Below are 26,402 nucleotides of genomic sequence, written 5' to 3'. Positions count from 1 at the left end.
GAGGTGATGATGAAAGCGGCGTAATCCCGGGAGAGGAACAGCCCGTCGAAAACCTGTGATTACTGTGCCTTTGCGGCCCCATCCCAAGGATGCACGGAGGGCGCCTCCGGCGCGACGGGGCAAGCCGGGACCCGAAGGCCGGATTCCAAAAGCGGCCGGGCGATCAGCGGGTTCCGGCGGCCCCGAGGTCGCCGCTCACCAGTTCCCGAGCACGAACCGCTGGATGTCCTGGTTCGCCATGATCAGGAAGAATCCTAGGAACAGCAGCATGCCCGCCGCGGAGAGGTAGTTGAGCGCCCGCGTGGACACCACGCGCCGTGACACCTTCTGGAACACCTCCACCACGAAGCGCCCGCCGTCGAGTGGCGGGATGGGCAGCAGGTTCATGATGCCGAGCGACACCGAGATCATGGCCGTGAAGCTCAAGATGCCCATGAGCCCCATGTCCACCGCGTCCTTCGACATGACGGCGATGCCGATGATGGAGGTGGTGTTCGACACGGTGTCCGCGGCGGTCGCGGGATTGAACAGGCTGGCCACCAGGGCGATGACCTGGCCGATGTAGGCGAAGCCGGCCTGCAAGGACTGCAGCGGCGTGAGCGCGGCGTGGTAGAACACGCCGGTGTTCGGGCTCTGGGCCTCGAAACCGATCACCGAGTACATGAGCACGAACAGCAGCATGGCGAACAGCAGGTTCACGAACACGCCGGCCACGAGGATGACGGAGCGCTTCCAGAACGGCAGCGCACGGTACTGCTGGCGGTACTCGCCCTGATACAACGCATGCGCGTCGTCCACCGGGCGCGCCTGCCCGAGCGCATAGGACGCCGGCGCCGGCTCCCCCGCCGCCGCGGCCTTGAGCTGCTTCTTCGTGGGCGCCGTCGCGACGGCGCGGTACGTGTTGTACTGGTCCTTCTTCGTGGGGCCCTTGATGCTGCCCCACTCCACCAGCTCCTCGAGCGCATCGTACGCCTCATCGTCGGAGATGCCGCAGTCGCGCGCGATGTCCTCCATGTTGGCGGTGCCGCGGCGGTAGAGCGCGGCGAGCACGGCCTCGAGGTGCGGGCTCATCTCGCCCGCCTCCATGCCGCACACCTTCGCGTACCCGCCGAGCGGCACGGCCGTCACGCCGAATCGCGTGCCGCCCCGCGTGAAGCCGATGCTCGGCCCCGGCAGGCCCAACATGAACTCCGTCACCCGCACGCCGAACGCGCGCGCCGCCAGATAGTGCCCGCCCTCGTGGATGAACACGAGGAACCCGAGCAGGATCGTGGCGTATATTATCATCAGAACTATATCCATGAACTCGAATCCTTTCGAGCGCGAGGTTGGGAAAACCAACGCGGTTTCCCGCGCCTGCGCCCATTATAGGAAACGGGGAGCCCGCCCGAACCGATGTGCGGGAAAAACCTACAAGCCCTGTGGAAAATGCACATGGGAAGCCGACGGCGGCAGTGTGCGCAGCCGACCCTTTCTTGCAAAGGGGGCCGCCTAAAAGTCCCGCTTGCCGCCTACCGTCCCGCGATCCACTCCCGGGCCTTCATGCGGGCCCAGGCGTCCACGGCCTCCAGCTGCTCCAGGCTCTCCACGGGCTGTACGTCATGGGCGTCCATGACGGCCTCCACGCAGGCGGCGATGCCCAGGTACGTGCCCTCCTCGGCGAGGAACGCCGCCACGGCCACCTCGTTCGCGGCGTTCATGGCGCAGGGCAGCGTGCCACCGCGCTCGCCGGCCGCGCGCGCGAGCGCCAGGCAGCGGAACGTGTCGGTGTCGGGCGCAGCGAACTCGAGCGAGCCCAGCTTCGTGAAGTCGAGCGGCTCCACCGGCGCGTCCCAGCGCTCGGGATACGACAGCGCGAACTGGATGGGGATGCGCATGTCGGTGGTGCCGAGGTGCGCCTTCACGCTGCCGTCGGAGTACTCCACCATGGAATGGATGGCGCTCTGCGGCTGCACCACCACGCTGATGCGGTCGTAGGGCATGGCGAACAGGTGGTGCGCCTCGATGACCTCGAGCCCCTTGTTCATGAGCGTGGACGAGTCGATGGATATCTTCGCGCCCATGTTCCACGTGGGGTGCGCGAGCGCCTGGGCGGGCGTGATGTGCGCAAGCTCGCCGCGCGTGCGGCCGCGGAACGGGCCGCCCGACGCCGTCACCCACAGGCGGGCGACCTCGCGCGCATCCTCGCCCAGGAGGCACTGGTAGATGGCGCCGTGCTCCGAGTCGATGGGCATGAGCGCCCCGGCGGGCCCGGCGGCGGGCGCCGTGCCGGCCGCGCGGCGCTGCGCGTCCACCTGCGCGGCCAGCGGCATGATGAGGTCGCCGCCCACCACGAGCGACTCCTTGTTGGCCAGCGCGAGCACCTTGCCCGCGCGCAGCGTCTCGTAGCTGGCACGCAGCCCGGCCGCGCCCACGAGCGCGTTCACCACGATGTCGGCCTCCGGCAGCCGCACGAGGTCGGCCACGGCCTGCGCGCCGAACCCGAGCGAGCCCTCGCCGGCCGCGCTGCGGCGCGCCACGGCCTCGGCCAGCGACGACGGCGCATCCGTCGCCGGCTGCGCGCCGCCGCGCGCCTGCGCGGCCAGCTCGTCGGCCACCGGCTCGCCCGCCAGGCGCCCGTCGCCCACGGCCAGGTGGTGCACGCCGAACTCCCGCGCCTGGGCCAGCAGCTCCTCCGCACGCGTGCCCGCGGCGAGCGCCACCACCTCTAGCTTGTCGGCATGGCGGCGTGCCACGTCGAGCGTCTGCGTGCCGATGGAGCCGGTCGACCCCAGTACGACGATGCGTTTCATACGTGCCTCCTTGCGCTCCGCGCGTTCACGCAGGCGCGATGCCTAATAAGGTATGCAGCCCCCGGCCACCAGCAGGATGGCGGAGGTCACGGCCACCAGGAACAGCGAGTCGCAACGGTCGAGCAGGCCGCCGTGCCCCGGCATGATGGTGCCGGAGTCCTTGAAGCCGGAGTTGCGCTTGATGCGGCTCTCGGCCAGGTCGCCGAGCACGCCCATGAGGCCGCTCGCCAGGCCGAACAGGATGGCCTGCGGGATGGACATGGTCACGCCGGGCACGAGCGTCATCAGGCACCAGAACACCGCCGAGCCCGCGAGCCCGGCGAAGAAGCCCTCCCAGCTCTTCTTCGGCGACGTGCGCGGAGCCAGCTTGTGCTTGCCGAACTTGCTTCCCACCAGGTAGGCGAACGAGTCGTTGGCCCATACGCTCAAGAGGATGCCCAGCACCAGCACGCCGCCCCAGGGCGCCGGCAGCGCCTCGCGCACCACGATGATGCCCGACAGCAGCATGCCGCAGTACGCGGCGCCGAAGAAGCTCACGCCCACGTCGGGCACGCGCGCCCGCATCCAGAACACGTACCACACGATGAGCGCCAAGAGCAGCGCCAGGCTCACGTACAGCGCCCCGTTCAACCCGAGGAAGAACACGCTCACGGGATACAGCATGGCGGCGATGATGCCCAGCATCTCGTTCGGCAGCTTCGCGTCCTGGCGCAGCATGTAGTAGAACTCGCCGGCCGTGATGCCGGCCATGGCCACGAGCAGCGCGAGCGTGGTCCATTCGCTGGCCAGCACGCACACCACGGACACGACGATGTAGACGAACCCGGTGCGGAAGCGCACCTGGAAGTTCGTGGGGTTCTTCAGCTTCTTCGGGGTCTTGTCCTGTGCGAAGTTCTTGAGCCGCTCCTTGCGCGTGCGGTCGTCCTCTTCCGGAACCGCCTCGTCGGCCCGCCGCGGCTCCATCCTACTTCACCGCCCCGAACCGGCGGTCGCGCCCCTGGAACTCCAAGAGCGCCCGCAGGAGCTCGTAGCGGTCGAAGTCGGGCCACAGCACGTCGGTGCACACGAACTCAGAATAGGCGATCTGCCACAGCAGGAAGTTCGACACGCGCATCTCGCCGCTCGTGCGGATGAGCAGGTCGGGGTCGGGGATGTCCGCCGTGTACAGGTGCCGGGCGAACGACTCCTCGGTAAGCTCCTCGGGCGCGCGTCCGGCGCGCACCGCGGCGTGGGCCTCGTCCATGAGCGAGCGCATGGCGTCCAGCATCTCCACGCGGCCGCCGTAGTTCACGGCCACCACGAGCGTCATGCCGTCGTTGTCCTTCGTCTTCTCCCACGCCTTCGCGAACGCGTCGCGCGTCTTCTTCGGCAGCTCGTCGGTGCGCCCGATGGTCATCACGCGCACGTGCTCCTCGTGCAGGCCGTCCACCTCGGCGAGCATCGTGGTGGCGAACAGGTTCATGAGGCCGATGACCTCTTCCTGCGGCCGTTTCCAGTTCTCGGAGGAGAACGAGTAGATGGTGAGGTAGCGCACGCCCACGTCCGACGCGCAGCGGATGATCTCGCGCACCGCATCGATGCCGGCCTTGTGGCCGAACAGGCGGTTCTTGCCGCGCTCCTTGGCCCACCGGCCGTTGCCGTCCATGATGACGGCCACGTGCTCGGGCACCGCCGCAGGGTCGAGCCGTGTGGGATCGAGGTCGGCGGGAGGGTTCGGGAATATGTAGTCGAGCGGTTTGTTCAAGGAAGCACTGCTTTCAAGTCGTACGCCAGCCGCACAGGTTGATCTCGAACTCCCCGGTTGGCTTAGTAAGTCAGCGAGAAGCGTTGCGGTGCCCCAGATCGTGGGGATGGCGATGATGAAGCGTACTTCAGTACGCGAGTCATCGGCATCGCCGCGAGATGGGGTGCCCCAACGCTTCGCAGCGTCGAGCAGTTCCGGCGGCCGGCAGGCCGCCGGAACGTTAGATTTCCATCACTTCGGCTTCCTTCTTCTTGAAGGCCTCGTCCACCTGGGCCACGTACTTGTCGGTGAGCTTTTGCACCTCGGCCTGGGCGCGGCGCTCGTCGTCCTCGGGGAGGTTGTCGTCCTTCACGCAGCGATCGAGGGCGGCGTTGGCGTCCTGGCGCGCCTTGCGCACCGCCACGCGGGCCTCCTCGGCATAGTTCTTGCACTGCTTCACCAGTTCGCGGCGGCGCTCCTCGGTGAGCGAGGGGAACGGCAGGCGGATGCACGAGCCGTCGTTCGACGGCGTGACGCCCAAGTCGCTCTCCATGATGGCATGCTCGATGGCGCCCAGCACGCCCTTGTCCCACGGCTCGATGACCAGCATGTGCGCGTCGGGCGTCTTGATGCCGGCCATCTGGTTCACCGGCGTGGGCACGCCGTAGTAATCCACCTTGATGCGGTCGAGCAGCAGGGCGCTCGCCCGCCCCGTGCGCACGGAGCCGAACGCCTCGCCCAGCGATGCGAGCGCACGCTCCATGCGCTCCTCGGCCTGCAACATAATATCATCAACCATGATCGGCTCCTTTCACCCAACTCCCTGCGGTGCGGCGGCGCGCACCGATCGCCCGCGCCGGAGCGCGGACGTGCCTCTATTCTACCGTGGTTCCGACGTTTTCGCCCTTCAAAGCGCGCGAAATGTTGCCCTCGACCATCAGATCGAACACGATCATGGGCATGTGGTTGTCCATGCACAGCGACGTGGCCGTGGAGTCCATGACGTTGAGGCCCTTCGACAGCACGTCCATGTAGCTGATGCGGTCGAAGCGCTTGGCGTCCGGGTTCTTGGTCGGGTCGCTGTCGTAGACGCCGTCCACCTTCGTGGCCTTCATGAGGCAGTCCACGTTGAGCTCGCAGGCGCGAAGCGCGGCCGTGGTGTCGGTGGTGAAGTAGGGGTTGCCCGTGCCGGCGGCCAAGATGACCACGCGGCCCTTCTCCAGGTGGCGCACGGCGCGGCGGCGGATGTAGGGCTCGGAGACCTCCTGCATGGTGATGGCGCTCTGCACACGCGAGAAGATGCCGTGGCGCTCGAAGGCGTCCTGCAGGGCCAGCGCGTTCATGACGGTGGCCAGCATGCCGATGTAGTCGGCCTGGGCGCGGTCCATGCCCTCGGCGCTTCCCGCCAGGCCGCGGAAGATGTTGCCGCCGCCCACGACCACGGCCACCTCCACCTCGTCCTCGACGATGTCGGCAATCTCGTCGGCCAGCGCGTCGACCACCTTCGGGTCGATGCCGTACCCCACATCGCCCGCCAGCGCTTCGCCCGAGAGCTTCAGCAGCACGCGCGGGTACGCATACCCGCGCTCGCGCACGCGCGCCCACTTCTCAAGCTCCTCGACGTTCTCCTCCGCCTTCGCCCTATCCTCAGCCATGACCAACCCCTTCGATGACCGTCATATGTGCATACGTTGCCTCAATCTTACCCGAAAATGGAAAAGGCCGCGCAGTTCGCGCGGCCTTTTCCAGGCAGTTCACGCAATGAGCAGACGGGCGGCAGGTAGCCGCCCGCAGCCCTTACGCCGCGTTCTCGCTGGACCCGCTGCCGCCGCCGAGCAGGCGCTCGAGCAGGGATTCCTGCGCGCTGTTCTGCTGGGTGGAGGCGCTTTGCGAGCTCTCGTCGGAGCCGAGCGTGACCTCGACCTCCTTCGTCTCGCCGTTGCGGTTGACCTCCAGCTTCACCTTGTCGCCAGGGTTCTTGGAGCGGACGTCCAGCATGAGGTCGCTCGCGGACTCTACCTTCTGGCCGTCGAACTTCGTGATGATGTCGCCCTCCTGCAGGCCGGCCTCGGCGGCACCGGAGCCCGCGCTGACGGCGGCCACGTAGGCGCCCTCGTCGACCGACAGGCCGTAGCGCTGGGCGTTCTGGGCGTTCACCGTGGACAGGGACACGCCGAGCTGCGCGTGGGTCGGGGTCTTGCCGTCGATGATCTGCTGCGCGAGGTTCACCGCGTAGTTCACCGGGATGGCGAAGCCGACGCCGGAGTAGTTGCCCGAGTAGGACGTGATCAGCGTGTTGATGCCGATGAGCTTGCCGTCGGCGTCAACGAGCGCGCCGCCGGAGTTGCCGGGGTTGATGGCCGCGTCAGTCTGGATCATGTTCGGGTAGATGGTGGTCTCACCGGAGCTCTGGCCGTACTGGTCGGTGCTGGAATCCATGATCTGCGAACGGCTCGTGGCCGACACGATGCCGGTGGCAACGGACTGCTCGAGGCCGAACGGGCTGCCGATGGTCATGACCCACTCGCCGATGATGAGGTCGTCGGAGTTGCCGATCTCGATGGCCTTGAGGCCGCTGGCGTCCTTGGCCTTGATGACCGCGATGTCGGAGCTGGGATCGCTGCCCACGACCTCGGCGTCGTAGGTCTCGCCCTCGATGGTGACCTTGTAGGCGTCGCCGCCTGCGATGACGTGGTAGTTCGTGATGATGTAGCCGTCGTCGGTGAGCACGACGCCGCTGCCGAGCGAGGCCTGCGTGAGCGTGCTGCCGGAGCCGGAGTTGGAGCCGCCGCCGAAGCCGTACATGCCGCCCATGTTGGATTGGTTCGCGTACACGTCGATGGCGGCCACGGAGGGCAGCGCCTTCTGCGCCACGGCCTCGGCCAGCGTCTGGTCGGACTCGGCATCGGTGGCGTTGATGCTGCCGGAGTTCTGCGAACCCAGCTGCGTGGACGAGCCGGAGTCGGAGCCGCCGCCCTTGTCGGCGCCGGTAGCGGCCTGCCAGATGCCGAAGCCGCCCAGCCCGATGACGCAGGCGAGCGCCGCGCCCGCGAACGCGAGCAGGAACGTGCGCAGGCCGTGCGACTTCTTCTCCACCGTCACCTGGCCGGGCGTGTGCTGCGCCTGGTACGGTTGCTGGTAGGACTGCTGGTAGTAAGGCTGCTGCCCCGTTTGGGCGGCATGCTGGGCATGCTCGTCGCCCGAAGTCGGCGGGACGGGGCCGCCGGGGGTGTTGCCGTGCGTATCGGTCATGTGGTTCACGCTCCTTGGGTATCGTTGTGGTCGATGATCGCTTCGCTTAGGTAGGTGATGGGCCTACCATATCACGCGTGGTTCCTGATCAGGTTTCCTTCAACGCAATTGTCATCTTCGCGTCATGGAATTACACCGTTTGGTGTACAGGACGTACACCGGCCGACGCAGGCCGAGGAACGTGCCGCGCCGGGGATGCGAGGATAGGCGTGCTATCATGAGGTGCATCGTCATCGAGGATGTGCAAGGAGCGCCTATGTCCGACCAAACGCCTCCGCGGCGAACCGCCGCCCAACGCCTCCAAGCGCTGTACGTGCGCGCGCTGCTGCGCCTGCTGCCGCACCTGATTACGCTGCTCCGGCACGTGTCTCCGAGGATCCGCGCCGAGGTGGCCTACCTGGCGCCGGGCTACACGTTCAGGTTGTCGGTGCGCGGCACCGACCTGACCTGCACATGCCGCCGCACCGACCGAGGCTCGTTCGAGCGTATCCCGCCCGCGCGCGTCGCCCGCGACGTTGAGCCGGGAAGCGGGCTGGCCAGCGCCGACGCGGATGCGGTGACCGTGGACTACGTCATCGACTTCCGCTCGCTGGCCTATGCGTTCGGCTGCTTTTCGGGCGGCCTGACGCTCAAGGACGCCCTCGCGCAGCGCGCGTTCTCCACACGCGGCCCCAACGATACGGGCGTGGCCCTCACTTACCTGTTCACGGCGCTGCTGAAGATGTTCTTCGGCTGGCGGCGCGCATATCGCAGGCCGGCGGCGGCGATGCCGTAGGAGAAAGGGAAACGGTGCCCGGAACGTGCCACAGCCTCCGATTTCGGCCGCACCTCCGCAAGCGTTCGACCTGCGCCTATGTAGCATAATACCTGATCATAGCGCTGGACGAAAACAGAGGCTGTGGCAGAGTTTTCCCCGAGAAAGCGAAGGAGAAGCCGTGAAAGCATTCGAATTCTGCTGCCCCACCAAGATCATCGCGGGGGCGCACGCGCTGGACAAGCTGCCCGGCGAGCTGGCCGACCGCGGCGTGGCGCACCCGCTGGTCATGACGGACGCGGGCCTGGTGAAGCTGGGCGTGGCCGCCAAGCTCACGGACGTGCTGGACGCGGCCGGCGTCGCTTACGACGTGTTCGATCAGGTGCCGCCCGACTCGTCGATGGACGTGGTGAACGAGGTGGCGCGCCTCTACGCCGCACGCGGCTGCGACGGGTTCGTGGCCATCGGCGGCGGCTCGGTCATCGACACTACGAAGGGCGCGGCCGCCTCGCTTGCCTGCGAGGGGGTGGACTTCGCCACGCTGCAGGGCTCGGAGATCCTCCACGCCGACCTGCCGCCGTTCATCGCCGTGCCCACCACGGCCGGCACCGGCAGCGAGGTGACGCTCGTGGCCGTGGTGGCCGACACGCAGAAGCACGCGAAACTGTCGTTCACCTCCTACAAGCTGGTGCCGCACGCGGCCATCCTCGACCCGGCGCTCACCGCGTCGCTGCCGCCGAAGCTCACGGCCACCACCGGCATGGACGCGCTCACGCATGCCATCGAGGCGTACACGTCCATCCAGAAGAACCCCGTGAGCGACGCCTTCGCGGTGAAGGCCATCGAGCTTATCGCGGCCAACCTGCCGGTGGCCTGCCGCGACGGCGCGAACGTCGACGCGAGAGCGAGCCTGGCGCTGGGGTCGCTCATGGCGGGAGCGGCGTTCAGCAACGCCATGGTGGGCATCGTGCATGCGCTCGGCCACTCGCTCGGCGGGCTCTGCCACATCCCGCACGGCCAGGCCATGATGATGCTCCTTCCCCACTGCGTGCGCTTCAACCTCTACCATGGCGTACATGCCGGGCTTTACGGCGAGCTGCTGCCCCACCTGGCACCCGCGCGCGCAGCCGAGCTGGGACCGGGCGCGATGCCCGCCGAGCGCGACCTGGCCTTCTGCGATGAGCTGTTCGCCATGAACGAGCACTGCCACGAGCAGTACGGCGTGCCGCTCAAGCTGTCGGAGCTGGGCGTGGCGCACGACCAGCTCCCCGCCGTGGCGAAGCAGGCCCGCTACGACGGCGCCGCCCTGTACAACGAGGCGGAGATCACGCTGGACGACGCCCTCGAGATCCTGGAAGCAACGTACTAAGGAGCGCCCATGACCACCGCACCCATCTTCGAAGGCGTCGCCGACGTCGAGGCCCAGGCGCAGCGGATGCGCGCCTTCCATCTGACAGGCGCCACGCTGCAGGTCGAGTACCGTCGCGAAGCGCTTTTGAAGCTGAAGGCCTACCTCAAGGCCAACGAGGAGCGCATCCTGGACGCGCTGCACGCCGACCTGGGGAAGGCCGCGTTCGAGGGCTACGCCACCGAGCTCGGCCTCGTCTATGACGAGATCAACACGTGCGTGAGGCATCTGTCCAAGTGGGCGCGCCCGCGCCGGGTGCCCACGCCGCTCGTGCACTTCCACTCCACGTCGAAGGTGTACCCGAGCCCGCTGGGCGTGGTGCTGGTGTTGTCGCCGTGGAACTACCCCGTGCAGCTGGCGCTCGTGCCGCTGGTGGACGCCATCGCGGCCGGCAACTGCGTGGCGCTCAAGCCCTCGCGCACCTCGAAGGCCACGAGCGAGCTTCTGATCGAGATGCTGGCGAACGTGTTCCCGCCCGAGTTCGTGTGCGGCTTTCCCGGATCGGGCGCGATGAACGACTGGCTGCTGGAAGTGCGCTGGGACCAGATCTTCTTCACCGGCAGCCCGAACGTGGGGCACACCATCATGGAGGCAGCGGCCAAGCACCTCACGCCCGTGGTGCTGGAGCTGGGCGGCAAGAGCCCCTGCATCGTGGACGAAACGGCCAACGTGAAGCGCGCGGCGCAGCGCGTGGCCTGGGGCAAGGGCATCAACTGCGGGCAGACCTGCGTGGCGCCCGACTACTTCCTCGTGCACGAGAACGTGGCGGACGACTTCGTGGCGCAGCTGGACGCAAGCTTTCAACAGTACTACGGCGAGAACATCCTGGCGTGCGAGCAGTGGCCGCACATGATCTCGCAGCGCCACTTCGAGCGCGTGATGGGGCTCATCGAGAACCGCAACCCGGACGCGACGGTGGCGTTCGGCGGCCACGGCGACCCCGAGACGCTGCGCATCGAGCCCACGTGCCTGCGGGGCGTGACGCTGGACGACCCGGTCATGGGCGAGGAGATATTCGGGCCCGTGCTGCCGGTGCTCACGTACCGCTCGCTTGACCAGGCCTTCGACATCGTGCGCACGTTCGAGAAGCCGCTGGCCTGCTACGTGTTCTCCGACGACAAGCAGGTGCAGCACCGCGTGCTCACGCGCCTGCCGTTCGGCGGCGCCACGGTGAACGACGTGGTGATCCACCTGGCGAACAACCACATGGGCTTCGGCGGCGTGGGGAACTCGGGCATGGGGGCGTATCACGGCAAGGTGGGCTTCGACTGCTTCACCCACTACAAGTCCACGCTCAAGAAGGGCACCTGGCTGGAGATGCCCATCCGCAACCCACCCTTTGACGATACGAAGATGAGGCTTTTGAAGATGCTAATGAAATAGGGTGTGGACGTCCCGTTGGCCGGGGCACCGCCCGTGCAGCGCCTCTCGCACACTTCGCGAAAGCTCGGCGCGCCGCACGGGCGGTGCCCCGGCCAATGGGACGGCGGACTCTTTCGCAGGAGGCTAAGCTGCGAGCTTTTCGTCGCTGGGAGCGGGTTGCGGGCTGTTCGGGTGAGAGGAATCCACCTGCGAGAGCGCGTGTGCTTGCTGACAGTCCTTTATTGTGTTATAAATAAGTTACTTATTTATAACACAGGAGGCGTTATGGCTATGCAGGCGGCGTTGCCACAGATACGGCCTATCAGTGACTTGCGAACACGTTTGAACGACATCGAGGCGCTTGCGCGCGAGACGCGCGAGCCTATCATCATGACGAAGAACGGCGCGGCCTCGCTCGTCGTCATCGACAGCAAGGCCTACGACGAGCACCTGCGCCATGAGCGTGCCGTGCGAAAACTGCGCGAAGCCGAAATCGAGGAGAAGTACCGCCCCGCCGCCATCCCCTTTGACGAGGTGAAGGCGCGCGTGGAACAGCTCATCGATGCGGCGGAGCAGCTCCATGCGCGCGATTGAGTTCAGGCCGCGCGCAAGCGCCGACCTCGACGGCATACTCGCCTCTATCGCGCTCACCTTGAAGTCGCCGCAGGCTGCACGTGACACCGCCGACGCAATCTTCGCCGCCATCGAGCGCGCGGCCGAGATTCCGGAGCTCGGCCAGCCGTTCTTCGACGAGGACCTCGAGCATCCGACCTACCGGCGCAAGCTCGTGAAGCGATACTGGGTGTACTACACGTACACGGACGACACGCTCACCGTGCGCCGCATCTTCCATATGACGCAGGACACCGACTGCTACGGGTTCGAGATCCTGGATGACTGACGCTTGCGCATTCATGAGCTTCATGAAATAGCGCTTGAAACCCTCCGCAGACGGGCTGACGCGCGTCGGCGGAGGGTGTACAATGGCGGCTCCGTTCAGAGACGTCGCGAGGAGGACGCCATCTTCCCCATCCAACACATCGACCCTTCTATCGAAGGGCGCCTGTCCCCTGGCGCGTTCTTCGAGCACTACCGGCTGGTGGATACCGAGACGTACCTTGTATACGACTATCGGGACGGCCGATTCCTGTCCCATGACGACACATGCTACCGCTGTTGGAACCATGGTCGGCCCTGCACCAACTGCGTCTCGCGCATCGCCGTGCGCGAGAACCGGCAGGTGGTCAAGCTGGAGACGCTGGGGCGGAGCATCTTTCTCATCGTTACGATCCCGTTCGGGGGGAGCGATCGCAAGTTCGCGCTTGAGTTCATCAAGAACGTCACGGACGACCTGATGGTCGCCGACATAGAGACAGATGGGAACGTAACGGCCGTCGACCTGGTGGACCGGATCAACGAGCTCACCGTGCGCCATCCGTCCACGGGCCTTCTGCGCAAGGAATACGCGGAGCGCGAGCTGGGCAAGCTGGTCGCGCAGTGGGATGGCACCTCGCCGACCACGCTCTGCATCCTCGACATCGACCGGTTCAAGCAGGTCAACGACGAACATGGCCATCTTGTAGGCGACGAGGTGCTGGCGCGCGTCTCGCAGCTTTTGCTGGAAAGCGCCGAGCACGGGGGCGGCTGGGCCAGCCGCATCGGCGGAGACGAGTTCATGCTCGTGCTTCCCAGCTTGCCCAAAGACAAGGCCGATACGCTGACCGAAGCGCTCGAGGCCGGCATAGCCGCCTGCAAGTTCCAGGGCACCGAGCCGTTCTCGGTGACTGTCAGCCACGGCGCCGCGCGCCTGGACGCCCGCCACGGCTCGTGGCGCGACCTCTTCGCCGAGGCCGACCGCGCGATGTACGCCGCCAAGCAGGCGCGGCGCTGAGCGGCCGATGCCGGGCGCGCGGCGGCGCGCCCGGAGCTTGCGACCCCTACCTCTTCTCCACCGGGACCTGGATCTCGGTGAGCCACTGGGACTCGTCGGTGCAGTTCCAGATGCCGTCGATGTAGCTCTCGCGGGCGAGGCCGGACGCGCGGTAACCATTCTGCTCGATCCAGTCCATCGCGAACGCGTAGGCGCGCGGCAGGTCGGCGTAGGGGCCGCGGTGCATGACGGACGCGACGGTGACGGCCGGCGCCTCCTCGAACACGATGCCGTCGGTCTCCACGCCGTACTCCTCCACGGCCTCGCTGTACTTGATGGTGATGTCGCGCTCCTTGTACTCGCCGTCGAGGTAGGTGATGAAGCAGTACTCGGGCGCGGCGCACTTGAGGTTCGGGTTCGCCGCCTTCACGGCGCGGCCGATAGCCGGGATGACCTCGTTGTAAGCGGAGAAGTCGGGCACGGTCATGGTCTTGGAGTACACGATGCAGCTGGGCAGGTCCTTGATGGTGGCTTGGTAGTTCATGGAGAACCCCTTTCCTTCGTCTGAGAGCATGAATGCGATGCGCGCGAGGCGTTCCTGGCGCGCGGCGAGTTCCCGTTCGATGAGCTCGCGACGCCGTGCGAGGATGGGGCGCGGGTCGGCGCCGCCCTCGATAGCGGCCACCTCGTCCACCGACAGGCCCGCCTGCCGCAGCGCCTGGATGCGGTGCAGGTCGACGAGCTGGGACGTGGTGTACAGGCGGTAGCCCGTCGCGCCGTCCACGGCGGCCGGGCGCAGAAGCCCGATGCGGTCGTAGTGGTGCAGCGTCTTGACGGTGGTCTTGCCCATCTTCGAGAACTCTCCTATGTAGAACATGGTTCTCACCTCCTTCTCATCGCATTCAACAGCCTCCTGCACGGGGAGGGTCAAGGGGTGTTTTCGAAATTTTCCAAAGGTGTGGCACCGAAGGTGCGGCCGGCGCCTGCGGAAAGCGCCTCAAGGGTAGCGCACTTCAGGACACGCCGCTCGGACGAACGTGGAATTGCGGAGGTTTTGCGGCGGGCGAAACAGTTCGGCGGCGGCGCGCGTGTTCTTGATAGCGGCTCGAACGTTCGGAAACCGGGGCCGCACCAGTGCGCACGCAGGTTCGCCCGTCTTTCAGCTTGCTTTCAAGTTCGGGCGCTACCCTCGGCACCAAAGGAAACCGCGCGAAGGGGCCCCTATGCCGTACCTACCGACACGTCGCCAAAACACCCTCCCCGGCGCCACACCGTACCGGCGCCGCCCAAGCGTTGAAGGCGCCCGCCGCGCGCGACCACTGTTCGCGCGGAGCCGCGTGGCGCGGGCGGGAAACGTCCTGGCACGTTGCAAGGCGGCCCTCGCCTGCTTCGGCGCTGCGGCACTCGTGCTGGCCCTTGCGCTCGCCCTGCCGCTCGCGGCCTCGCCTTCGGCGGCGGCCGACGTGGACCTCGAGGCACGGGCCGCTGCCGAGGCCGCCCAGCTGCAGGTCGCCGCCGAGCTCCCGCGCAGCGCGTCCCTCGACGTGCCGGCCCTGCAGCAGTACCCCGAGCTCCCCACCGGCTGCGAGTCGGTAGCGCTCACCAACGCGCTTCTGGCCTGCGGGTTCGACCTGCAGAAGACCGAGATAGCCCAGGAGTGGCTGCCCACGGGCGCCGACGACTTCGTGCACGCCTTCATGGGCGACCCCACCTCGCCCGACGGGCACTCCTGCATGGCCCCTGCCATCGCGGACACGGCGGCAGCCTACCTGGCCGCCCACGGGTCCGACCTCGAGGCGGCCGACCTGACGGGCGCGCCGTTCCGCGACGTGCTCGCCCAAGCAGCTGCCGGCAACCCCGTCGTCGTATGGTGCACCATCGGCCTGGACGAGCCCGGCGCGTGCTACCGCACCGCCCAGGAAGGCGGCCGCACGTACAACCTGATCACGAACAGCCATTGCGTGGTGGTGCGCGGCTTTGACCTGGACGCCGGCACCGTGCTGGTCAGCGACTCCCTGGCCGGCCAGGTGTCCTACCCCCTGGCCACGTTCGCCGCCCGCTACTACGCCCTGGGCGCGCAGGCCGTGGTGCTGCGCTGAAGGCGCCGGCCCCGCCTGCACGAGGCAGACGGGGCCGGCCGGGCGTTTCAGGCTGCGGTACCTACCTGCGGGCGGGCTCCTGCTGGGTGATGCAGTGGATGTTGCCGCCGCCGTAGGCTATCTCGCGGGTGGGGACGCCCACGATCTCGCGGTCGGGGAACATGGCCTGCACCTGCTCGCAAGCCAGGTCGTCGTACTCGTCGCCGTACTGCGGGAAGATGATGGCGTCGTTCACGATGAGGAAGTTCATGTACGAGGCGATGGCGTAGTCGTCGGTCGTGCGCGGCAGCGTGCCCTCCACCACGTCGATGGCGTCCACCTCCTCCTGCGACATGTAGGTGGGAACCTTCGGCATGGTGAGCTTGTGCACCTTCAGCTGGCGCCCCTTCGCGTCGGTGGCCTGCGACAGCGTGTCGTAGGCGGCGTGGGCGGCCTCGTAGAACGGGTTGTCCTCGTCATCGGTCCAGATGCAGGCCACCTCGCCGGGGCGGATGAAGCACGCCACGTCGTCGATGTGGCCGTTCGTCTCGTCGGGATCGATGCCGTCCTTGATCCAGATGACCTTTTCCACGTTCAGGTACTCGCGCAGGTAGCCTTCGATGTCCTCCTTCGAGAGCTCCGGGTTGCGGCCCGGCGACAGCAGGCACATCTCGGTGGTGATGACGGTGCCCTCGCCGTCCACGTGGATGGAACCGCCCTCCAGCACGAACGTGTCGGGGCGGTAGCGCACGGCGCGCGCCAGGTCGGCCACCTTCACGCCCACGAGCGCGTCCTGGTCCCAGGGGAAGTACAGGCCGTCGTACAGGCCGCCCCAGGCGTTGAAGTGCCAGTGCACCGCGCGCACGTCGCCGTCGTCGTTCTTCACGAACGTGGGGCCGCAGTCGCGGATCCACGAGTCGTCCGAGGTCATCTCGATGACCATGACATTCTCGTCCTCGGACATCTCGAAGCGGGCGGCCTCGTAGTCCTCCGGCTTCGCGCCGATGACGACCGGCTCGAAGCGTGCGATGGCGCGCGCCACCTCCGCGAACGCCTTCTGCGCAGGCTTCGCTCCGTCACGCCAGTTGTCGGGGCGGTGCGGCCAGAGCATCCAGATGCGCTCCTGCGGCTCGAACTCGCCGGGCATGCGGTAGCCGTCCTGCCTCGGGGTTGACTGCTCTTCGTAAATGGTTTCCATAGGTCAGGTCCTTTCGAACGTCGTTACAACATAGCAGGTGCAGGGACGAAGCGCTACACCAGGTCGCGCGGCTCGCGGCCGATGAGCATCTCCTCCTCCATGGCAACCTCCTCGGAGGGGGGCTCCTCCTCGAAGCCGTGCGCCACATCGTAGGCGAACGGATCGCCGTGCGTGCCCATGCCGCCGTAGTGGTCGTCGCGCCCGCGGGCCGACCACACGCGCACGATCTCGCCCAGGATGACGAACGCTATCACGCCGATGAGCATGGGGATCTTCGACATCTCGGCCTCGGAGCCGTTCAACGGCACGATGGTGGCGATGATGGACAACACGAGCAGCACCACGGGCAGCCACGTGACCACCAGCAGCACGCCGCGCCCGCCCGGCACCTTGAACACGCGGTTCACCGTCGGGTCGACCGAGCGCAGCTTCAAAAACGCCGGGAACATGGGAATGTAGCTGATCAGCAGGAACACGATGTTCATGGAGAAGAAGATCCAGAAGAAGCCGTCGAAGCCCGCCAGCTCCATCACGGGCGACAGCAGCACGAGCACGCTGGCCACGATGCCGTTGACGATGGCGGCGCCGGTGGGCATCTGGTTCTTCTTGCTCTCGTGCGCGAACACGTGCGGCATGTTCTGCTTGCGCGCGGCGTGCTCGGCCACGAAGTTCACGCCGAACGACCAGCTGACCATGTTGCCGAACAGCGTGATGAGGAACACGATGCCCACCACGATGAACAGCACGCTGCCCACGCCGGCCATGATGCCCACCGCGTCCATGATGCCGGAGTCCAGCGAGATGTCGAGCGCCGGGATGGCCGCCGCGATGCCGAACGAGCTGAACAGGTACAGCGCCGCGATGGCGATGCCGCCGGCGATGATGGCCTTCGGAATTTGCTTGCTGGGGTTCTCCATGGAGCCCACGTAGGTGGTGATGACCTCGAAGCCCATGAAGTTGAACAGGATGATGGACAGGTACGTGAGGCTGTTCGAATCGAGCGACGGCAGGAACGTGGCCGGGGCCATGTCGTTCGCGAAGCCGTAGTTCACGGCGTACCAGATGCCCAGACCGCCCACCACCACGGCGATGCCCACCTTGAGCACAGCCGCCAGGTTGAGGATCCACGCCGAGTCCGACACCTTCGAGAAGCTTAGGAACACGACGATCCAGATGAACGCCAGCTCGATGACGAGCGACGGCACCAGCCCTATCTCCATGCCCGTGATCATGGCGATGGTCTCGGGGAACAAAAACGCGAGCGAGGCCATCCACAACGGGAAGTTGATCCAGTAGTACCAGCTCACGCGGCTGCCCCACTTGTCGCCGAACGCGCGGCGCACCCAGTCGTACAAACCGCCCTCGTCGTCGTAGGTGGTGCCGAGCTCGCTCACCACCAGGCCGTACGGCAGCAAAAACGCGATGATGAGGAAGATCCACCAGAAGAACTGCGAGTTGCCGATAGCGGCGGCCGGTGCCGCCGCCTCCGCCACGAACACGACCGTGATGACCGACAGGATGGCGTCGATAAGGCGGAATTTCTTGTTCTTTGCCATAAGTTTCCTTCTTTCGATAGCGCAGAGGTCAGATTGGCGCTCGTCAGCCTACGAGGGCGGCCGTGGTGCCCGCCCTCTTCGGGAACTTGCTTCGCGGCGCAGCTTGCCGACCCGTCTCGATGGCCGTTAGGCCGTCGGAACCCCCTGCTTCCCTAAGCCCTCCAGCAGGTAGTTCAGCTGCTCGCGGGCGTCATCGGCCTCGGGCTCGTCAACCTCGGCCTGCGGGCAGAACCACGCGAGCAGACCGCGGATGGAGTGCTTGCGGTTCTCGGCCTCGTCCCAGCAGATGGACTGGGGGCCGTCGATGACCGCGTCGGTGACCTCCTCGCCGCGGGACGCGGGCAGGCAGTGCATGAACTTGGCATCCGGGGCGGCCATGTCCATGAGCTCGGGTGTGACCTGGTACGTCGGATAGAAGATGGCCATGCGCTCGTCCTTCGACAGCTCCTTGTCGTACAGGCCGTACCACACGTCGGTGTACACGAAGTCGGCATCGCGCATGGCTTCCTCGCGGTTGTCGGTGACGGTGACGCTGCCGCCGGACTCCTCGCAGTTCTTGCGGCCGATGGCCAGCAGGTCCTCGCGGATCTGGTGCCCCTCGGGGCCGTACTGCACGAAGTCCATGCCCATCTTCGAGCAGATGAACATCTCGGACACGCACACCTGCGTGGCGTCACCCACGAACACCATCTTGCAGTTCTCGATGCGCTTGCCCTCGGGCAGGTGCTCGATCATGGTGAGGAGGTCGCCCATCTCCTGCGTGGGGTGGTTGTAGTCGGACATGCCGTTTATCACGGGCACCTGCGCGTACTTCGCCAGCTCTACGATATCCTCATGACGATCGACGCGTGCCATGATGACGTCCAGGAGGCGCCCCATCACGCGCGCGGAGTCCTCGATGGTCTCGTGGCCGCCCAGCTGGATGGTGCCGGGCGCGTAGAACTGCGCGTCGCCGCCGAGGTCGGCCATCGCGCCCTCGAACGACAGGCGCGTGCGGGTGGACACCTGCTGGAATATCATGCCGAGCGCCTTGTGCCTCAAAAGCTCGGGGAAGTAGCCGGCCTTCACGCAGCGCTTGAGCACGCGGGAAAGCTCGATCATGTCGAGCAGCTGGTCTTTGGTGAAATCGTTGGTGTCGAGAAAATCTTTGGCAGTCATCGCGACGGGCCTCCTTCAAGCCGAATGGTCTATTGAGAACAGGGACGATTCTGCCGGACGGCGCACCGCCCTCCGGGGAGCCTCCCCCGTTTGCAACACCGCCGTTGCCGCGCAATCAACCAGACGTTGCGCAGATGGCGAGCCGGCTTGCATGCTTGTCGCTGAAACCAAGCGTGCCAGACCCAGCCTGAAAGAAACGGCACGGCCGGATTGCCAGCACGGCCGCGCCTTGGGCGTCAGCGGGAAGCCGCCCAGAGACACGGCTCGACAGAGGAGGAGAGTCGTGCGAGAATCGACGGCGAACCGAAACCGAACCACGACGAAGGAACTCGCCATGAACCTGCCCGGCCTCATCACCGTGCACCCCGATCAAACCGACGAGCTGGACGCCCTCGCAGCCATGGTGGGCACGTGCTTTCGCGAGGAGATGTGGTACGCCACCTGGCTCGACGTTCCCAACATCTCCGAAGGGCGCAAGCTGGCCATCACGCAGGCCGTCATCCGTGCCGACTACGCCGTCACCGCGCCCTACGGCTGCGTGTTCACGCTGGACGACCGCGCGGGGGCGGTGAACGCCTTCTTGCGCAGCGAGCTGCCCGAGGGCGGATGGGAGCCTTTGGAGGAGGAATCGGGGCGGCGCATGGCCGCGTCGCTCACGCCGCAGGAGGCGGCGTTGCTCGACCCGCGCGCCGAGGCGATGGAGCCGCTTTCGGACACGAACTGGCCCCTCGCCCATGCGAAGGCCGACGAGGACTTCATCTACTTCATCTCGGTAGGAGTCGACCCCGCCAGCCGAGGCACCGGAGCGTTCCGCCGCCTGTTCACGCCGTTTCTGGACGAAGCCGACCGGCGCGGCCTGCGCTGCTGCCTGGACTGCTACACCAACCGGTTGGAGAGCCTGTACAGCCATTACGGCTTCCGCACGGTAGACCGCAAAAGCGCGCCGGGCTTCGACCTGGTCGAGCGCCTCATGGTGCGCGAACCCCGCGCATAGGAGGCTCGTCATGAAATCGAGCGAGATCGCACGGCTCGCCGGATGCACGGTGCGCACGCTGCGCCACTACCACGCCATCGGGTTGCTGCCCGAACCGCCACGCGGCGAGAACGGCTACCGCGACTACGGCGCGGAAGATCTCGCGCGCCTCCTGCGCGTGAAAAGGCTCGCGTCGCTCGGTTTCTCGCTCGACCGCATCGGCGAGGTGATCGAGCAGATGGACGCGCACCCGCCCGACAACGCCGGTGCGGGGGCCAGCGACGCGCTGGACGAGCTCGACCGCGAACTCGAGCTGCAGATAGAGCGATTGCAGGAGCAACGCCGCACGATCGCCCTGTTGAAGTCCGAACGCCTCGACCCCGACCTGCCGGTGCGGTTCGCCCAAGTGGTGAGGACCCTCATCGACTACAAAGAATGCGCCATCACCAGTGGCGAGCGCGAAGCCCTGCTCATCACCGGGCACCTCTACACCGAGTCGGACACCACCGAACTTGAACGCGTAATGGAGGGAATCCATCAACTCGGATTATTCGAGCAGATGAAGGAGATGAGCGATCGATTCGACGAGCTGTCGGCCGACACGCCGCAGGAGGAGCTCGACCGCTTCGTCGAGGAAGCGCTCGAGCTGATCGACCCAGTTATCACCTGTTTCAATTCGGCCAACTGGGAAGACGTGACGAGCCCGGAAGACGTCGAGATGGAGCGCTTCGTCGACGAGCTCATGCGCAAGGGCCTGAACCCCGCCCAAATCTACGCGGAAGATCGCCTGGAAGAGGAGATGAAAGCCCGCATCCTCGCCCTCCAAGAAGACTAACGATCCAACGTGCCGAAAAGCGACCTTTTGCCGTTTGATCCGTTCGCTCGCAAGAGCGGGGCTCCTGCACAATTCCCCCATATCCCGCTTGACCCCGACGCAACGTCGTAGTTTTAACTTCCTTTCTGACGGAACAGAAAGGAACTCCCCATGCACACGAACCCGCACCCGGCCCGCATCGCGCCACGCTTCTTGGCATCGAACGCGCTCTCGCTCCTCGGCAACTCCATAGCCGCCGTGGCGCTGCCGCTTATCCTGCTGGCCACCACCGGCGACGCGCTGGCCGCCGGCACGCTCGCGCTCATCTGCGCCGTTCCCCAGATGGTCATCGGCGTGGTGGGCGGCGCGGCCCTCGACCGCTTCAACCGCCGCGACATCTCCATCCTCTCCGACCTCGTATCGGCCGCGAGCGTGGCTCTCATCCCCGTGGTCGATATGCTCTGGGGCCTCAACTTCGGCTGGTTCGTGGCGCTCGGCCTGCTGGGAGCCGTGGGCGACATCCCCGGCATGACGGCGCGCGACGCGCTGCTGCCCGCCGTGGTCGCCCGCGACAAGGCCGACCTCCAGCGCTTCATGGGGCTCACGCAGTCGCTCGACTCGCTCACCACCATCGTGGGGCCGGCCGCAGCGGCGTTCCTCATCGGCGCGGTGGGCGGCGTGCCGTCGCTGTGGCTCACCGCGGCGCTCTCGTTCGCAGCCGCCCTCGTCACCTGCACGGTGCCCCGCTCGGTGGGCGCGGAGGGCCTGCGAGGCAGCGGCGCCGAGGCGGACGGCCGCAGCGCCCTGGCCTCCGCCTTCGGCGCCCTGCGCACCGGCGCGCGCGTGCTCTTCCGCACCGACGGCGTGCTCACGGCCTCCACGCTGCTCTCCTTCGGCATCATCATGGTGATGGGGTCGTTCCAGGGCCTTGTGCTTCCCGTGCACTTCACCGAGATCGGACGGCCGGAGCTTTTGGGCTACGTGCTCTCGGCCATGTCGCTCGGGCTTTTGGCCAGCTCGCTCGCCTACGCCGCCCTTGCGCCGCGCCTCGCGCGCCGCACCTGGTACCTGCTCTCGCTCGCCGGCATGGCGGCCGGCGTCGCCGTGCTCGGCACCTTGCCCGACCTTCCCGTCATGCTGCTCGGAGCGGTGCTGCTGGGCGTGAGCGCGGGGCCGGCGTCGGCGCTCCTCGGCTTCTTCATGCTCGACCGCATCCCCGAGCAGGACCGCGGCAGCGCGCTCGGCGCGCAGAACTCGCTCGTGATGATAGCGGCGCCCGCAGCCGTGTTCGCCACCTCGGCGGCCGTGACGGCCTTCGGCGAGGCGCCGGCCGCCTACGGCCTGGTGGCATGCTGGTTCGTCATCACCGTGCTCGCCGTGGGCGCGAAGGGCATGCGGCGCCTCGACGACGCCGAGCCCTCCTCCGCAGCGGCCGCGCCCGCAGCGGCCGCGCCCGCAGCCGAGGCGGAGGTGCCGAGCACGCAAGCCTGACCCGGTCACCGAGCATTTCGCCGCGATGGCGCGCGCGTCGCGCCTTCGCAACGCCCAGCCGACGTCCGGAACGGACCGGCTGGGCGCTTTTATGATGCGAGGGCAAACGTCCGGACGCCGGGCAGGCCGCGGCATGCGGCCCCCGCCGCCCCGATCGAAAGGAGCATCACCATGTCTCAAACCGTCTTGGTAACCGGCGCGACGAGCGGCATCGGCGAGTCGCTGTGCCTGCTGTTCGCCAGCGATGGATACGATCTGGTCACCGTAGCCCGCGACGAGGAAGCCCTCGAGAAGCAGGCCGATGAGCTGCGCATCCTCGGCGTCGACGTGCTGCCCGTGGCCTGCGACCTGTCCGACCCCGACTCCGCGCGCACCATCTTCAAGCGCGTATGCAAGGCGGGCAAGGACATCGACATCCTCGTGAACGACGCAGGCTACAGCCCCGCCGGGCAGTTCTCGGACCTGCCCGTGGCGGACATCCGCGCCATGATCCAGGTGAGCGTCACGAGCCTGGCCGAGCTCACGCGCGTGTTCCTGCAGCCCATGCTCGAGCGCGGCCACGGCCGCATCCTCAACATGAGCTCCATGATGGCGAAGACCCCCTGCCCTTACAACGCGCTCTACGGCGCCGCCAAGGTGTTCGTGCTGTCGTTCTCCACCGCGCTCGCCCGCGAGCTGCGCGGCACGGGCGTGAGCGTAACTACCGCCTGCCCCGGCGCCACGCGCACGAACTTCGCGAAGAACGCCGGGATCCAGAACGCGCCCGCTTGGAAGTACTTCTCCATGGACGCCGACGAGACGGCCATCCGCGTGTACCGCGCGCTCATGCGCGGCGAGCTGTGCGCCGTGACCGGCTGGTACAACAAGGTGGGAGCCGTCTCCGTGCGCTTCATGCCCATGGGCGTGCAGCTCTCCGCCGGCGAATGGCTCATGGGCAAGCGAAAGCACCCGTTGGACCACAAGGGAGCCGAGTCCTCCGACGCGCGCAACGGCAAGGGCAAGGAGCACGGCGAGGGCAAGGACGGCCGCGACGGAAGCGACGGCGAGAAGAAGGCGGAGCAGCGGGAAGGCGGCGCATCAGGCAAGGGCGGCAAGCGCTACGAGCGCAAGCACCCGCTCGGACGCGACGGCAAGCGCGGCTTCTACCGCGGCGGCGACTCTGGAACCGACCACGAGCCCGAGCCATGGCCGAAGACGGCACGCCCCCAGAACCCCTGCGGGGGCGGGCGCGGCTGGCGCGCGGCCACGCTCGGGTGCGCGATGTTCCGCCAGCACGGCTCGGCCGCTGCCCCCGGAGCGCCGGATGGGCAGGGAACGCAAGCGCGCCAAGACCGCCAGCAGGCGCAGCAGCCGCAGAATCCGCAGCGCGGGCAGGCGCGCGGGACGGGCTTCCACCCCGCTCCCGGACACCACCATGGCCCCACCAGCGATGGGCTCCCCGCCAACCTCGGCCTCTTCGCCTGGCACGGGCCTTTCTCCAAGTAGACGCATCTGACCTGCACCTTCAAGAACATCTGCCCTCCTCATACCAATGGTATGAGGAGGGCAGACATACATAAATCACCTCTCGAAACCCCTCTCTACGCCCCGCACCCGATTTTCTGCCACGCGCCGCTGTGGGATGGTGTGCCCGAAGGCTTCGGTCTGGCACATCCCGCCTCGGGCGGCCGCCACGCCCGAAGCCGCAGGCAGGGGGAAAGACGGAAGGAGAGGGAGTGTGATGGCAGAGAAAAGAGACTATACCACCGTCGAGCACAAGAAGCCTTATCGCTACGAAGAAGACGGGCTCCACGTGACCAGGGGGTGCGGCTGGTCGGCACCGGGATGCCACCTGGGGTGCGGGGTCCTTTTGTACACCGACGACGACGGCCGGCTCGTCAAGGTGGAGGGAGACCCGGAAAACCCCTTCAACCAGGGGCGCCTGTGCGTCCGCTGCCTCGACTTGCCCGAGGTCGTCTACTCGCCGGACCGCATCCTGCACCCCTTGAAGCGCGACCGCGGAAATCGCGGCAAGGACCGGTGGGAGCAGGTGGGCTGGGACGAGGTGCTCGACGAGATCGCCGGGATAATCCTGGAAGCCAAGGAAGCGTACGGCCCGGAATCCGTCGCGTTCTACTCCGGGACCGGGCGCGACATCGGGCAGTACATCACGCGCCTGTGCTGGGGGTTCAACAGCCCCAACTTCGTGTTCATGATGTCGGGCCAGTCGTGCTACTCGCCCCGCGTTGCCGGCTGCTTCTCCACCTCGGGGTCGTTCTGGGTCGGCGACTACGCGCAGCAGTTCCCCGACCGCTACGACAACCCGCAGTGGGAGCAACCCGACCTCATCGTCATCTGGGGCAACAACCCCGTCGTCTCGAATTCCGACGGCCTGTACGGGCACTGGGTCGTCGACTGCATGAAGAGGGGCACGAAGGCCATCGTCATCGATCCCCGCCTTACCTGGCTCGCCTCGCGCGCCGAGCTCTTCCTGCAGATCCGCCCCGGCACCGACGGCGCGCTCGCCCTCGGCATGGCGAACTACCTCGTGGAGAACGACCTCTACGACCGCGAGTTCGTCGACCTGTGGTGCTACGGCTTCGAGGAGCTGGCGGAACGCGCCCGGGACTACCCGCTTGACGAGGTCGCCGAGATCACGGAGATCCCGGCAGAGGAGATAGCCGCCGCGGCCCGCCGCATCGGGGCGGCCGAGCGGGCCATCCTCCAGTGGGGCGTCGCCATCGACCAGATCAAGGAGACCATCCCCACGGCGCAGGCCGTGCTCGCCCTGTTCGAGATCACCGGCAACATCGGCAAGCCCGGCACGATGCAGCAGCCTGCGAGCATCCTCAACTATGCCGCCGGCTGGGGCTCCGAGTTCCTCACGCCGGAGCAGGAGGCGAAGCGCATCGGCCAGGAGGCGCACCCGCTCATCAAAATGGGCTTCCAGGAATGCGTGACCGACGACTACATCAGGTGCCTGGAAACGGGCGAGCCCTATCCCATCAAGGTCGCCTGGATGCAGACCACCAACCCGCTGGCCTGCACGGGCGTCGACGCGAAGCGCACCCTCGCCGCGCATATGAACATCGACACCATCGTTGTCGTCGACCTGTTCATGACGCCGACGGCCATGGCGCTGGCCGACTACTTCCTGCCCGCCTGCACGTACGCGGAGCGCAACGGCCTGCGCATCGGCGATGGGGCGCAGCGCGCCGAGACCATCAACAAGGCGATAGAGCCCCTGGGCGAGTCGAGGTCCGACATGCAGATAACCCTCGACATCGGCAAGCGCATCTCGCCTGAAGCCTGGCCGTGGGAAACCGTGGAGGACCTGTTCTCCGACATCCTGGAGGAGACGGGGCACTCCTTCGAGGAGATGCAGGAGCTGGCACCCGGCTACCCGCCGTTCGACTACCGCATGCACGAGAAGGGCCTGCTGCGCACCGACGGCAACCCCGGCTTCCAGACCGCAACCGGGCGCATCGAGCTGTGGAGCACCCTGTACAACTCCCTGGGCCTCGACCCGCTCCCCTCGTACGAGGAGCCCGTCCCCAGCCCTCGGTCCACGCCCGAGCTCACCGGGGAGTACCCGCTCGTGCTCACCACGGGCGCCCGCGTCTGGAGCATGTTCCACTCGGAGCATCGCCAGATACCGCGCATGCGCGCCCTTCACCCCGAACCGCTCGTCTACGTCAACCCGGCCACGGCCGCGCAGCACGGCGTGAAAGACGGGGACTGGGTGTGGCTGGAGAACCAGCACGGACGCTGCAAGCGCCAGGTACGCGAGACCCCCATCGTGAACGAGCGCACCGTGAGCACCGACCACGCCTGGTGGCGCCCGGAGGCGCCCTGCGAGCTCGACGAGGGCCTCTACGACCTGTGGGACCTCACCGTGGAGAACCTCCTGCCCTACGACTGCGGCACTTCCGGCTTCGGCGCGAACTACAAGAACACGATCTGCAAGATGTATCCGGTAGGGGAAGGAGAATAG

Annotated in this window: 23 protein-coding genes; 12 read left to right on the top strand and 11 right to left on the bottom strand. The window is 67.0% G+C overall.

Annotated elements, in window-relative coordinates; translation table 11 throughout:
- Positions 1 to 195: 195 nt before the first annotated feature.
- The 7 genes from C1877_RS09355 to C1877_RS09325 all read right to left on the bottom strand — a co-directional run bounded on the left by C1877_RS09355 (position 196) and on the right by C1877_RS09325 (position 7,767).
- Complete coding sequence (locus tag C1877_RS09355) at positions 196 to 1,302, bottom strand: site-2 protease family protein (protein WP_114569020.1); 1,107 nt, start codon at positions 1,300 to 1,302, stop codon at positions 196 to 198.
- 209 nt (positions 1,303 to 1,511) lie between these two features.
- Entirely contained in the window at positions 1,512 to 2,792 is a 1,281-nt protein-coding gene (dxr, locus tag C1877_RS09350; RefSeq protein ID WP_114569019.1) for a 1-deoxy-D-xylulose-5-phosphate reductoisomerase, read from the bottom strand.
- Between the two features lie 42 nt (positions 2,793 to 2,834).
- Positions 2,835 to 3,755, bottom strand: a complete 921-nt coding sequence (locus C1877_RS09345) for a phosphatidate cytidylyltransferase (RefSeq protein ID WP_015538971.1) — start codon at positions 3,753 to 3,755, stop codon at positions 2,835 to 2,837.
- Between the two features lies 1 nt (position 3,756).
- Positions 3,757 to 4,536, bottom strand: coding sequence for an isoprenyl transferase (locus C1877_RS09340; RefSeq protein ID WP_114569018.1), 780 nt, complete (start codon positions 4,534 to 4,536; stop codon positions 3,757 to 3,759).
- A 220-nt stretch (positions 4,537 to 4,756) separates the two neighbouring features.
- On the bottom strand, positions 4,757 to 5,314 hold the full coding sequence (gene frr, locus C1877_RS09335) for a ribosome recycling factor (RefSeq protein WP_041238983.1): 558 nt from the start codon (positions 5,312 to 5,314) through the stop codon (positions 4,757 to 4,759).
- A gap of 76 nt (positions 5,315 to 5,390) precedes the next feature.
- The gene (gene pyrH, locus C1877_RS09330) at positions 5,391 to 6,170 is read right to left on the bottom strand and encodes a UMP kinase (RefSeq protein WP_015538973.1); all 780 of its coding nucleotides are present in this window, start codon (positions 6,168 to 6,170) and stop codon (positions 5,391 to 5,393) included.
- A 142-nt stretch (positions 6,171 to 6,312) separates the two neighbouring features.
- Positions 6,313 to 7,767 (bottom strand): S1C family serine protease, encoded by a 1,455-nt coding sequence (locus C1877_RS09325; protein ID WP_015538974.1) that lies wholly within the window; start codon positions 7,765 to 7,767, stop codon positions 6,313 to 6,315.
- 256 nt (positions 7,768 to 8,023) lie between these two features.
- Here C1877_RS09325 and C1877_RS09320 point away from each other — a divergent pair, with 256 nt between their 5' ends.
- The 6 genes from C1877_RS09320 to C1877_RS09295 all read left to right on the top strand — a co-directional run bounded on the left by C1877_RS09320 (position 8,024) and on the right by C1877_RS09295 (position 13,182).
- The gene (locus tag C1877_RS09320) at positions 8,024 to 8,542 is read left to right on the top strand and encodes a hypothetical protein (RefSeq protein WP_041238985.1); all 519 of its coding nucleotides are present in this window, start codon (positions 8,024 to 8,026) and stop codon (positions 8,540 to 8,542) included.
- Positions 8,543 to 8,702: 160 nt separating this feature from the next.
- Positions 8,703 to 9,890 (top strand): iron-containing alcohol dehydrogenase, encoded by a 1,188-nt coding sequence (locus C1877_RS09315; RefSeq protein ID WP_041238987.1) that lies wholly within the window; start codon positions 8,703 to 8,705, stop codon positions 9,888 to 9,890.
- A 9-nt stretch (positions 9,891 to 9,899) separates the two neighbouring features.
- Positions 9,900 to 11,312, top strand: coding sequence for an aldehyde dehydrogenase (locus tag C1877_RS09310; protein WP_114569017.1), 1,413 nt, complete (start codon positions 9,900 to 9,902; stop codon positions 11,310 to 11,312).
- A 264-nt stretch (positions 11,313 to 11,576) separates the two neighbouring features.
- Positions 11,577 to 11,885 (top strand): type II toxin-antitoxin system Phd/YefM family antitoxin, encoded by a 309-nt coding sequence (locus tag C1877_RS09305; RefSeq protein ID WP_041238989.1) that lies wholly within the window; start codon positions 11,577 to 11,579, stop codon positions 11,883 to 11,885.
- Positions 11,872 to 12,192, top strand: a complete 321-nt coding sequence (locus C1877_RS09300) for a type II toxin-antitoxin system RelE/ParE family toxin (protein ID WP_015538977.1) — start codon at positions 11,872 to 11,874, stop codon at positions 12,190 to 12,192. The genes C1877_RS09305 and C1877_RS09300 overlap by 14 nt, the downstream gene beginning before the upstream one ends.
- Before the next feature lie 75 nt (positions 12,193 to 12,267).
- Positions 12,268 to 13,182, top strand: coding sequence for a GGDEF domain-containing protein (locus C1877_RS09295; protein ID WP_114569016.1), 915 nt, complete (start codon positions 12,268 to 12,270; stop codon positions 13,180 to 13,182).
- 46 nt (positions 13,183 to 13,228) lie between these two features.
- Here C1877_RS09295 and C1877_RS09290 read toward each other — a convergent pair whose 3' ends face one another.
- Positions 13,229 to 14,038, bottom strand: coding sequence for a MerR family transcriptional regulator (locus C1877_RS09290; RefSeq protein ID WP_114569015.1), 810 nt, complete (start codon positions 14,036 to 14,038; stop codon positions 13,229 to 13,231).
- A 460-nt stretch (positions 14,039 to 14,498) separates the two neighbouring features.
- Between C1877_RS09290 and C1877_RS09285 the strand changes: the two genes are divergently transcribed.
- Entirely contained in the window at positions 14,499 to 15,260 is a 762-nt protein-coding gene (locus C1877_RS09285) for a C39 family peptidase (protein WP_244909842.1), read from the top strand.
- 61 nt (positions 15,261 to 15,321) lie between these two features.
- Here the strand turns inward: C1877_RS09285 and aguA are convergent, their stop codons facing one another.
- The 3 genes from aguA to ptcA form a co-directional block, all read right to left on the bottom strand.
- Positions 15,322 to 16,437 (bottom strand): agmatine deiminase, encoded by a 1,116-nt coding sequence (gene aguA / locus C1877_RS09280; protein WP_015538978.1) that lies wholly within the window; start codon positions 16,435 to 16,437, stop codon positions 15,322 to 15,324.
- 53 nt (positions 16,438 to 16,490) lie between these two features.
- The gene (locus C1877_RS09275; RefSeq protein ID WP_015538979.1) at positions 16,491 to 17,993 is read right to left on the bottom strand and encodes an APC family permease; all 1,503 of its coding nucleotides are present in this window, start codon (positions 17,991 to 17,993) and stop codon (positions 16,491 to 16,493) included.
- A 126-nt stretch (positions 17,994 to 18,119) separates the two neighbouring features.
- On the bottom strand, positions 18,120 to 19,151 hold the full coding sequence (ptcA, locus tag C1877_RS09270; RefSeq protein WP_015538980.1) for a putrescine carbamoyltransferase: 1,032 nt from the start codon (positions 19,149 to 19,151) through the stop codon (positions 18,120 to 18,122).
- A gap of 334 nt (positions 19,152 to 19,485) precedes the next feature.
- Between ptcA and C1877_RS09265 the strand changes: the two genes are divergently transcribed.
- From C1877_RS09265 to C1877_RS09245, 5 genes are all read left to right on the top strand, one after another.
- Positions 19,486 to 20,145, top strand: coding sequence for an N-acetyltransferase (locus C1877_RS09265; protein WP_015538981.1), 660 nt, complete (start codon positions 19,486 to 19,488; stop codon positions 20,143 to 20,145).
- Between the two features lie 10 nt (positions 20,146 to 20,155).
- Positions 20,156 to 20,959, top strand: coding sequence for a MerR family transcriptional regulator (locus C1877_RS09260; protein ID WP_114569013.1), 804 nt, complete (start codon positions 20,156 to 20,158; stop codon positions 20,957 to 20,959).
- Positions 20,960 to 21,109: 150 nt separating this feature from the next.
- Positions 21,110 to 22,429: an MFS transporter gene (locus C1877_RS09255; protein ID WP_114569012.1), complete on the top strand. Its 1,320-nt coding sequence runs from the start codon at positions 21,110 to 21,112 to the stop codon at positions 22,427 to 22,429.
- Between the two features lie 171 nt (positions 22,430 to 22,600).
- Positions 22,601 to 23,914 (top strand): SDR family NAD(P)-dependent oxidoreductase, encoded by a 1,314-nt coding sequence (locus tag C1877_RS09250; RefSeq protein WP_244909841.1) that lies wholly within the window; start codon positions 22,601 to 22,603, stop codon positions 23,912 to 23,914.
- Between the two features lie 235 nt (positions 23,915 to 24,149).
- On the top strand, positions 24,150 to 26,402 hold the full coding sequence (locus tag C1877_RS09245) for a molybdopterin-dependent oxidoreductase (protein ID WP_114569011.1): 2,253 nt from the start codon (positions 24,150 to 24,152) through the stop codon (positions 26,400 to 26,402).

The organism is Gordonibacter pamelaeae, from assembly GCF_003340385.1.
Classification (GTDB): domain Bacteria; phylum Actinomycetota; class Coriobacteriia; order Coriobacteriales; family Eggerthellaceae; genus Gordonibacter; species Gordonibacter pamelaeae.
Note: the sequence above shows the minus strand (reverse complement) of the source record. Positions and strands in the feature narration are given on the sequence as shown.

Excerpts from the sequence above, each read along its gene's own strand:
- C1877_RS09325 (WP_015538974.1), bottom strand. The coding sequence starts at position 7,767 with ATGACCGATACGCACGGCAACACCCCCGGCGGCCCCGTCCCGCCGACT.
- C1877_RS09355 (WP_114569020.1), bottom strand. The coding sequence starts at position 1,302 with ATGGATATAGTTCTGATGATAATATACGCCACGATCCTGCTCGGGTTC.
- dxr (WP_114569019.1), bottom strand. The coding sequence starts at position 2,792 with ATGAAACGCATCGTCGTACTGGGGTCGACCGGCTCCATCGGCACGCAG.
- C1877_RS09245 (WP_114569011.1), top strand. The coding sequence starts at position 24,150 with ATGGCAGAGAAAAGAGACTATACCACCGTCGAGCACAAGAAGCCTTAT.
- C1877_RS09300 (WP_015538977.1), top strand. The coding sequence starts at position 11,872 with ATGCGCGCGATTGAGTTCAGGCCGCGCGCAAGCGCCGACCTCGACGGC.
- pyrH (WP_015538973.1), bottom strand. The coding sequence starts at position 6,170 with ATGGCTGAGGATAGGGCGAAGGCGGAGGAGAACGTCGAGGAGCTTGAG.
- C1877_RS09290 (WP_114569015.1), bottom strand. The coding sequence starts at position 14,038 with ATGTTCTACATAGGAGAGTTCTCGAAGATGGGCAAGACCACCGTCAAG.
- aguA (WP_015538978.1), bottom strand. The coding sequence starts at position 16,437 with ATGGAAACCATTTACGAAGAGCAGTCAACCCCGAGGCAGGACGGCTAC.
- C1877_RS09250 (WP_244909841.1), top strand. The coding sequence starts at position 22,601 with ATGTCTCAAACCGTCTTGGTAACCGGCGCGACGAGCGGCATCGGCGAG.
- C1877_RS09310 (WP_114569017.1), top strand. The coding sequence starts at position 9,900 with ATGACCACCGCACCCATCTTCGAAGGCGTCGCCGACGTCGAGGCCCAG.
- ptcA (WP_015538980.1), bottom strand. The coding sequence starts at position 19,151 with ATGACTGCCAAAGATTTTCTCGACACCAACGATTTCACCAAAGACCAG.
- frr (WP_041238983.1), bottom strand. The coding sequence starts at position 5,314 with ATGGTTGATGATATTATGTTGCAGGCCGAGGAGCGCATGGAGCGTGCG.
- C1877_RS09305 (WP_041238989.1), top strand. The coding sequence starts at position 11,577 with ATGGCTATGCAGGCGGCGTTGCCACAGATACGGCCTATCAGTGACTTG.
- C1877_RS09260 (WP_114569013.1), top strand. The coding sequence starts at position 20,156 with ATGAAATCGAGCGAGATCGCACGGCTCGCCGGATGCACGGTGCGCACG.
- C1877_RS09265 (WP_015538981.1), top strand. The coding sequence starts at position 19,486 with ATGAACCTGCCCGGCCTCATCACCGTGCACCCCGATCAAACCGACGAG.
- C1877_RS09320 (WP_041238985.1), top strand. The coding sequence starts at position 8,024 with ATGTCCGACCAAACGCCTCCGCGGCGAACCGCCGCCCAACGCCTCCAA.
- C1877_RS09275 (WP_015538979.1), bottom strand. The coding sequence starts at position 17,993 with ATGGCAAAGAACAAGAAATTCCGCCTTATCGACGCCATCCTGTCGGTC.
- C1877_RS09345 (WP_015538971.1), bottom strand. The coding sequence starts at position 3,755 with ATGGAGCCGCGGCGGGCCGACGAGGCGGTTCCGGAAGAGGACGACCGC.
- C1877_RS09255 (WP_114569012.1), top strand. The coding sequence starts at position 21,110 with ATGCACACGAACCCGCACCCGGCCCGCATCGCGCCACGCTTCTTGGCA.